Consider the following 8,943-nt stretch of genomic DNA (forward strand, 5'->3'; position numbering starts at 1 on the left):
GGCAGGGCGGGATCCTCCCGCCCCAGCCGCGAATTGTTGAGCCGCTCGATGAGGAAAGAAACCAAGGTGATCATTTTTTCATATTACTACAGGTTGCGTATTTCCGCAACCCAAAAATATAGTATTGGGCCTCTCTCCCTTTGGGGGAGAGGCCGGAGAGGGGTCCGTCTTTCTCCAGCTGACGTCACCAAAAAAGGCTGCCGGATGCCGGCAGCCCTTGGAATGGTTATTTTGACAGTCTCTTCAGCTCGCTCAGCCAGCTCTTGACCACCTCGAAGCTTCCCTGCCAGAATTCCGGCGAGGACATGTCCATCCCCACCTCCCTGATGATCACCTCCGGGCTCTGGGAGCCGCCGTAGGCCAGGATCTTCTCGATCTTGGGCACGAAGGGCTTGCCTTGGTCCTTGTACCGGGCGAACAGGGCCAGGGCCAAAAGCTCCCCGAAGTTGTAGGCGTAGCAGTAGAACGGGGTCTGGAAGATGTGCGGGATGTAGGCCCACTCGCTGCGGAACTCCTCGGCCACCTCCACCGCCGAGCCCAGCTGGGAGCGCAGCTGCTTGATATACAGATCGCTCAGCTGGTCGGATTTGATGCCCTGGGATATCCTTTGGTGGGCCTGGTTCTCGAACATCACGAAATAGGCCTGACGGATGACCGTGGCGTAGGAGTCGCCCAGCTTCTCCAGCAGCATGGCCCGGCGTTCCTTGTCGGACCGGGCCTGGCCTAAAAGCCTTTCGAAGACCATCAGCTCGGAGATGGTGGAGGCGGTCTCGGCCAGCGGCAGGGTGGTGTGCGACGAGGTATAATAATGATTCTGGGCGTACAGGTCGTGGACGCCGTGTCCCAGCTCGTGGGCCAGGGTGGCCACCGAGGAATTATTGCCGGTGTAGTTGAGCAGGATGTAGGGGGTGACCCCCGGCGCGATGTCGGAGCAGAAGGCCCCGGTGTCCTTGCCCGGCCGGGGATGGCTGTCGATGTGGTCGGCCTTGAAGATGGATTCGGCCTTGTCGGCAAAGCCCGGGGCAAAGTCGCGGAAGATCTCCAGTATCAGCTTTTTGGCCTCCGGCAGCGGCATTTTGGATTTAGGCGTCTCCAGAGGAGAATACAGGTCGTAGCGCCGCAGCTTCTTCATCTTCAGCAGTTTGGCCTTGTGGCGGAAGAAATCCTGGTATATCCCCACGTTCCTCCGGCAGACCTCCAGCAGGGTCTCGATGGCCGCATCCGGCACCCGGTTGTAGAAATTTCGCATGGAGATGGGGCCGGGGAAGTTCCTCAGTTTGGCGTCGTTGTCCCAGTCCTTGGCCAGCGCCCGGTAGATGACGAACAGCTTGTCCTCGTTGTCATGGTAGGGTTTGAAGACGGCCTTATAGGCCGCCTCCCGCTCCGATGCCTTGGCGCTGTAATAGTAATTGCGCACCTGGCCCTGGGTCTTGAATACCTTTGCCTTTCCGCCCCTGGGCTGGAATTTATACTCGAAGCTGTCGGTGATCAGGTTGTACATATCCACCAGGGCCTGGGAGCCGGTGACGCTCTTGCGGGTGATCAGCCTCTCCTCGCCCTGGCTCAATGTATGCTGGGCGGCCGCCCGGTTGTATTTGAACACATACTCCAGGTCCGGCAGCGCGGCGAACAGCCGGTTGGCGTTGAAATCGTCCAGCTTCTCCATCCCTTCCACCGCCAGGCCTTTAAGCCAGTGCTCCAGCGGCAGCAGGGCATCGGACAATTTGATGCCCAGGTCCTGGGTGCGTGACTTGTACAGCTTGGCGTCCTGCGATTTCAGGTCGGCGTTCTCCCACAGCTCGCCGTAAGAAGAGATCTTCGACACCCTGGTCTTCAGGTCCTCGCGGAATTCGATGACCTGCTTGAATTCGGCCAGCGACATCTGGGGCTTGAGCAGTTTTACCTGTTCCGCCATCCCGGCGATGTCCTTTTCGATCCCGGCATAGGTTTGGTCGAATTTTCCCCTGGCCACGATGTCATTAAGATTCCACTTTAACTCCTGCCCTGCCATATAAAGTCCTTCCATATATTTGGTGATGTTGTTTGCGGCGATGATATCAAATCATCTTATAATTACTGATAGCTATGCTTGATCAAGTTAAATTTATTTTTTGCTGTAAACATTCATGTTCCACAATTCACCGGGATATTTGCGTGGTTTCCATAATCCGAAACCATCTATGCAGATCGCTTCGAACCCGCATTGCCTTAGGAATAAAAGAATAGTGTGGGCATTAAAATGAAAAACATGGGCTATTAACGAAACCGTAGGGCCTTGGGCTTCAGTGTCCGGCAACCGTAAAACCAATAAACCGTTTTTTCTAAGCAATGAAGAAGCTTTCCGAAGAAACACTTCGGGATCAAGAATGTGCTCAATTACACTATACATGGCTATGACATCATATTTTTCTGTCTCGTTTTGGTCTAAAAAATCGCCTTTTATTGCATTGAACCCCGAACCTTGTATTTCCCGAATACACCGTTCTTCGGTTTCAATCCCATATGTTTCCCAACCACGGCGGTGTGCCTCTTTAAGCGTATAGCCGGCCCCGAAACCCACTTCAAGAAATCTTCCTTTGGCAGCAAAACGTTCGATATCATTCAAGCGCATCTCGGCCACATTCTGCAATGCCGCCGGATCATCAAAAACATCAAGTGTCGCTTGCTCATACAGGGGGTCATCAATCCCTGTATTGTGATATCGCTTCGAATAAATATAATCGTAAAAATCTTGATCAGGTTGAGGGTCTAACCACATCATGCCGTCATGCAGACAACGCACAGTATGGAATTTTTGTCCGTTAATTAAAAAGCTGTTGACGGGAACAATATCCCTGCGTTGACATAAGAGACATTTAATTTCATGAGTGTCTATATGTGAAATATCAGTTATATTTATATCAAAAATATTAGGTATCATGCTTTTCGGATTGATTATTATGAAATTAACCAAAAACTGATAACCAGTAATTATTAACTATCGCCTATTCTATCGGCACCGATCGGGCCTTCCATATCTGCTCGGCGTATTCCTTGATGGAACGGTCGCTTGAGAATTTGCCCATGTTGGCCACGTTGATGATGGCCTTCTCGGACCACTGGTCGGGATCGAGATAGGTCCGGCTGACCCGGTCCTGGCATTCCATGTAGGAGGCGAAGTCGGCCAGCAGCAGATAGTAGTCGCCCTTGTTCAGCAGGCTGTCCACGATGGGCTTGAACAGCCCGGGATCCTCCCGGCAGAAGAAGCCGCCGTCCAGCTGGTCCAGCACCTCTTTGAGCTGGCCGTTGGAATGATACTGGTTTTTAGGATCGTAGCCCCTGGCCCTTAACTGGGATACTTCCTCGGCCGTCAGCCCGAAGATGAAGATGTTGTCCTGGCCCACCTCCTCCATGATCTCGATGTTGGCCCCGTCCAGGGTGCCGATGGTCAGGGCCCCGTTGAGGGCGAATTTCATGTTGCCGGTGCCCGAGGCCTCCATCCCGGCGGTGGAGATCTGCTCCGACAGCTCGGCGGCCGGCATGATCAGCTCGGCCAGCGACACCCCGTAGTTGGCCAGAAAGACCACCTTGAGCTTGTTGCCGATATCGGGGTCGCTGTTGACCCTGTCGGCCACGCAGTTGATGAGTTTGATCACCAGCTTGGCCATGAAATATCCGGGGGCCGCCTTGCCGCCGAAGATGACGGTGCGCGGCACCACCGGGGCCTGGGGGTCCTTCTTGATGCGGTTGTACTGGGCGATCACCCCCAGCACGTTAAGCAGCTGGCGCTTGTACTCGTGAAAACGCTTTACCTGGACGTCGAACAGGGAATTGACGTTGATCTCCTGCCCGTTGTGGGTCCGGATGTATTCCGCCAGCCGGATCTTGTTCTCCCGTTTGACCACCCGCCACCTTTCGCGGAACAGAGAGTCCCCGGCCAGCGGGGCCAGCTCCTTGAGCAGCGACAGGTCCTTGATCCACTCCGGCCCGATATGCTTGGTGATCAGCTCGGATAGGCCCGGGTTGCATTTCTTAAGCCAGCGGCGGGGGGTGATGCCGTTGGTCTTGTTGTTGAACTTGCCGGGGAAGAATTGGTTGAACTCCGGGAACACTATCTCCCTGAGGATCCGGGTGTGCAGTTCGGCCACCCCGTTCACCGAGAAGCATCCGGCGATGGCCAGGTGGGCCATCCGCACCTGGGGCTGGGGGCCGGACGAGATGATGGACATGGCTTGTTTCTTATGCTGGTCCCCGGGATGCCTCTTCTCCACCTCGTCCATCAGCCGGCGGTTGATCTCGCCGATGATCTGCCAATGACGGGGCAGCATCCGCTCGATCATATCCACCGGCCAGTGCTCCAGGGCCTCCGGCAGCACGGTGTGGTTGGTATAGGCGAACACCTGGCCGGTGATGTCCCAGGCCTCCTGCCACTCCAGGCCCTCCTGGTCCATCAGCAATCGCATCAGCTCCGGGATGGCGATGGCCGGGTGGGTGTCGTTGAGCTGAAAGACGGTCTTCTCGGGAAAGGCCGTCATGTCCGGCTGGGTCTTTTTATAGCGCCGGATGGCGTCCTGCAAAGTGGCCGAAACGAAGAAATACTGCTGTTTCAGGCGCAGCTCCTTGCCCTGGTAGACATTGTCGCTGGGGTACAGCACCCGGGTGATGTTCTCCTTCTGGTTCTTGTCCTCCACCGCCGCCACGTAGTCCCCGCTGTTGAAGTAGCTGAGGTCGAACTCCCGGGTGGCCTTGGCCGACCACAGCCGCAGGGTGTTGACGGTGTCGTTGCCGTGGCCCGGCACCGGGGTGTCGTAGGCCATGGCCATCACCTCCTCGCCATCCTGCCACAGGAAGCGGGGCCGCCCGTCGGGCCATTTATCAATTTCCACCCGTCCGTAGAATTTCACCGGATAGAGGTGCTCGGGCCGGGGCAGCTCCCAGGGGTTCTGGTACCTCAGCCAGTTGTCCGGGGTCTCCACCTGGTAGCCGTTCTGGATCTTCTGGAGGAATATCCCGTACTCGTAGCGGATGCCGTAGCCGTAGGCCGGCAGGGCATGGAAGGCCATCGAGTCCAGGTAGCAGGCCGCCAGCCGGCCCAGGCCGCCGTTGCCCAGCCCGGCGTCCCACTCCACCTCCATCATCTCCTCCAGGTCGAATCCCAGCTCCTCCAGGGCCTTGCGGCAGGCGAAATCCATCTCCAGGTTCATGATGGAATTTCCCAGGCTGCGGCCCATCAGGAATTCCAGCGACAGATAGTAGACCCGTTTGGCGTCCACCTGGTAGTAGCGCTGCTGGGTCCGCACCCAGCGCTCCACCAGCCGGTCCCGGATGGCCAGGGCCAGGCTCAGATAGTAGTCCCGCTGGGTGGCCGAATACTTGTCCTTGGCCAGCGAGAAGGAGATGTGGTCCAGGAAGGATCTTTTGAGCGACTCTTTGTCGACCCCCTGGCGGGTCACCTCGTCGGATATTTTTATTTTCTTTTCCGGCATGGTCGATGAATATTATTACAGGTTTATAAAATGAATGGTTTCCCCCTCTCCCTTCGGGGGAGGGGCAGGGGTGGGGTCCGTGCCGGGGCGATTGCCGATCGCCCCTACAATTATTTGTCACTTATTTATGTTTGCCCTGGATTCCCAACCCCACCCTCACCCCACTTCGTTTGGCACAACAGCGGCTTTACTCAGTGCAGGCTCTCCCCGCAACGGAGAGGGAAGCTGATTGGCATGGAGATGTCGGGAATGACACTACCGCCAGGGGGGCGGGGTCGGCACCAAAACCTTTTTCGTTCTTTTCGCGGGCAGATCCTTCGGATAGCCAGGCTGGCTTACCAACCTAAGGATTACGCTATCCTAAAACCAAATCCATCAAATCAGCGTAAATCAGCGTTCAATTAATCCCCCGCTTTGCCGAACAGGGCATCCTCGATGTTGTAGGTCCCCATCGACGGCGCGTTCATGAACCCGTGCCAGGCGGCCTCGGCGTATTTCCCGCTCTCCAGCACGTAATACAGCCACTGGTCCACGTAGCGGGGATCCTCCTGGACGAAGCCCGAGCCGATGTGCTCCAGCCACTCCTGGTTGAACTTCTCGTGGGCCCCCACCGGCGGGGCGATGATCACCGGCAGGCCCAGCGCTGTGTAGAAAGACATCTCCGAGGGCTTGGTCCACAGGATGTCGGTGGTCCGCAGCTCCTGGTTGATGATGGAAAAATAGGCCCGCTTGTCCAGGGCGTAGATCACCTTGACCCCCGAGTTGGTCTGGGGATCGATACCTAGGGCCTTCAACTCCCGGTTGAAATACGAGGCCACGTCCAGCCGGGTGCCGGCCACCAGGTTGACCCTGATCTTGCCGGTGCAGATCTTCTTCTGCAGGGCCTTGACGATGGTGATGCCGATCTCGGTCTGGGCCCCGGCCCCGCCCACTAGGTAGCACAGGGTCAGGGGATGGTTGCTCTTGGCCCTGGTTTCGCCCAGGTATTTCTTCAGCACCTCGTCGTAGGCGTTGATGAACTTTTTGTTGGGATCCAGGTTGGGCAGGCGCTCGGCCAGGTCCTTTTTCAGGACCTTCTGGTCCCGGCCTCCGGTGTTCTCCCGGGGCAGGGGGAAGCCGGTCATGATGATCCGGTCCTCGGGCACCCCGTACTGCCTTAAGCGGATGGTGGCGTGGCGCGACGGTGTCAGATATTTGATCCTGGTCTGGGCCGGCTTGTCCGTCACCCACACCCGGTTGATGTCGGTGTCGGTGACTATGCAGTAGATGTCATCCAGCCCCAGGTAGTCGGCCGCCAGGGCCGGAATGAAATGGGTGGTGACCAGGGGCAGTTTTTCCTTCTTGACGTAGTCGATCAAACTGCCGCACAGCCCCCAGCGCCTGATCAGGCCCTTCACCCGGAGCACGGTCAGATTGGGCCGGGCGTTCACCTTGAAGGGATAGAACGGCGCGATGGCCTGCAGGCTGTCGTAGGCCCCGAAGATGAACTGGCCGATGCCGGGGATGGCCTTCAGCCGGGAGACCGTCTCGTAGCCGATGCGGCTCCACTGCCAGATGCCCCGCTCCCGTTCCGAGATGATCTGGTCGTTGTTGGCGGTGATGATCCGTTCGTTGGCGATCTCGTTCAGGGGGTAGGCGGCCCGCTGGTGGCCGTAGCCCATGTCCACCGAGACCACCCAGGCCCGTTTGGCTTGATCCTTTGCCGGCATAATTCAATATATTAATTTTATTATTGGGAGTTTAACCACCAAGACACCAAGGACTTTTACTCTTTAAGCTTCATGCTTTCAACTTTGATCCGGCCTGCCCGGCCCGCATCTCCCCTATCAAGGGGAGAGACAGTGGGGTGTCCCGGTGATAATATTACAATAATAGCGCCCGGACTGCAATAACAAAGTGGAGCTTTTTTTACTTTGAAAAATGAATATTAAAAGCCCCGCCTGAGGCGGAGCTTTTTCGTTTAACCTGCCTTGATCCGAGTTTACCTCACTATCAACAGCTTCTTGGTGGAAATAAAGACTCCGGCCTTAAGCTGGTAGAAGTAGATCCCGTTGGATAATATGTTGTCATTCCAGCTGATCTGATGGTACCCGGCCGGCTTCTGCCCTTCACTGATGGTCTTTACCAACTGCCCGGCCACGTTGTATACCTGAAGCTTGACATTGGCGGCTTTGGGCAGCTGATATTTAATGACTGTCTGCCCCCGGGAAGGATTGGGGTAGGCCGCCTGCAGGGCAAAGGTTTTGGGCAGGGCCGGATCGCTCGGCTGTCCTGCAACCCCGGTCAAGTTGCTGAGACGGAAGGTACGAATATCAGATGAAATCGTATTGCTACCGTTAATGGCAATATTGGCATGGTCGCCAGTGTTGATCATATACGACATCACTGCCGTATCGCCTTCCGTAACTATTTGAGCCGGTATCTCTGCAATAAAGGTATCCGCAGCCGCCCTGGTCATTGCCACTGAGGGCCATGATTTGCCAGACATTTGATAGTATAACGTGGCATTATCCACCCCGGAAAAATCGGTGATCACCGCTTTGACCGTATAGGGCCCGTAGCCGTCCAGCGAGTCGTTGTCATCGGCCAGGCTGTCCCACCAGACAATGGCCGGAGCGGCATAATCTATTCGGTACATCACATAGGTTGTGATATTGCCCATAAAGGGTGTTCCGACGCCCAGATTGTTGGTTGTGGCCGACTGGGTCTCCAGCGCTCCGCGAAGGTAAACATTATCTCCGTAGATCGCGGTGTCGGCCCCCCAGTCGTTCCCGGTCAGCCAGTCCAGCGAAGAATCGGTACTGGAGGAGTACGATCCGAACTTCCAATAAGATTGGTTTGTGGCCAGGCTGAAAAACCCTTCGCTTATGGTCGTTTTGTAGGGGGACCAATGGTTGGTTGAGGTCACTGCCTGGTTTTTGCTGTTTCCAGTGAAAATATATTTCCATGAGGCCTCGTTGTCATCGGTGGTTACTTTTGTATCCTGCTCCACGGTCTGATATATGACCACCGCCCGTCCGGCGGTGTAACAGGCCAGGTAGACCTTGCCGGTGGCCGGATTCACCGCCACCTGCCGCGGACCCGAGGGCATGGACATGGTCTTGACGCTGCGGCTGGCGCAGTCTATGATGCTCAGGCTGCTGCCGTCGCTGTTGGAGACGAACACCTTGCCGGTCACCGGGTCGGCCGCGATCCATTCCGGATGGACACCCACCTTGATGGTGCTGGTGCCGTTGGTGGCCCCGTCGATCTCGGTCACCGTGCTGTCGTTGTAGTTGGTGACATAGATCTTGTTGTTGGCCCGGTTGACCGCCACCCCTGACGGCCAGTTGCCTACGGTCACATTGGCGGTGCCGTTGGTGGCCCCGTCGATGACCTTTACTATGCCGGAGGTCTGAAGACTGGCGACATATATCTTATTGGTCACCGGATTGATGTCGATCTTGTACGGCCGGTTGGAAGGGATGGACGTTAACAC

Annotated in this window: 5 protein-coding genes; all 5 read right to left on the reverse strand. The window is 56.5% G+C overall.

All coding sequences use genetic code 11. The features are described from left to right. Nucleotides 1-226: 226 nt before the first annotated feature. Entirely contained in the window at nucleotides 227-2,011 is a 1,785-nt protein-coding gene (locus RDU76_05960; GenBank protein ID MDQ7798471.1) for a M3 family oligoendopeptidase, read from the reverse strand. A gap of 93 nt (nucleotides 2,012-2,104) precedes the next feature. Continuing rightward, nucleotides 2,105-2,761, reverse strand: a complete 657-nt coding sequence (locus RDU76_05965; GenBank protein ID MDQ7798472.1) for a class I SAM-dependent methyltransferase — start codon at nucleotides 2,759-2,761, stop codon at nucleotides 2,105-2,107. Between the two features lie 223 nt (nucleotides 2,762-2,984). Further along, the gene (locus RDU76_05970) at nucleotides 2,985-5,465 is read right to left on the reverse strand and encodes a glycogen/starch/alpha-glucan phosphorylase (protein ID MDQ7798473.1); all 2,481 of its coding nucleotides are present in this window, start codon (nucleotides 5,463-5,465) and stop codon (nucleotides 2,985-2,987) included. 401 nt (nucleotides 5,466-5,866) lie between these two features. Beyond that, nucleotides 5,867-7,174 (reverse strand): hypothetical protein, encoded by a 1,308-nt coding sequence (locus tag RDU76_05975; GenBank protein ID MDQ7798474.1) that lies wholly within the window; start codon nucleotides 7,172-7,174, stop codon nucleotides 5,867-5,869. Between the two features lie 272 nt (nucleotides 7,175-7,446). After that, the coding region (locus RDU76_05980; protein MDQ7798475.1) for a T9SS type A sorting domain-containing protein at nucleotides 7,447-8,943 on the reverse strand (1,497 nt) is incomplete at its 5' end.

This window comes from Candidatus Edwardsbacteria bacterium, from assembly GCA_031082425.1.
Lineage (GTDB): Bacteria > Edwardsbacteria > AC1 > AC1 > EtOH8 > UBA2226.

What these genes read in the sequence shown, in the direction of transcription:
- RDU76_05960 (MDQ7798471.1), bottom strand. Translation starts at nt 2,011, where the DNA reads ATGGCAGGGCAGGAGTTAAAGTGGAATCTTAATGACATCGTGGCCAGG.
- RDU76_05965 (MDQ7798472.1), bottom strand. Translation starts at nt 2,761, where the DNA reads ATGATGTGGTTAGACCCTCAACCTGATCAAGATTTTTACGATTATATT.
- RDU76_05970 (MDQ7798473.1), bottom strand. Translation starts at nt 5,465, where the DNA reads ATGCCGGAAAAGAAAATAAAAATATCCGACGAGGTGACCCGCCAGGGG.
- RDU76_05975 (MDQ7798474.1), bottom strand. Translation starts at nt 7,174, where the DNA reads ATGCCGGCAAAGGATCAAGCCAAACGGGCCTGGGTGGTCTCGGTGGAC.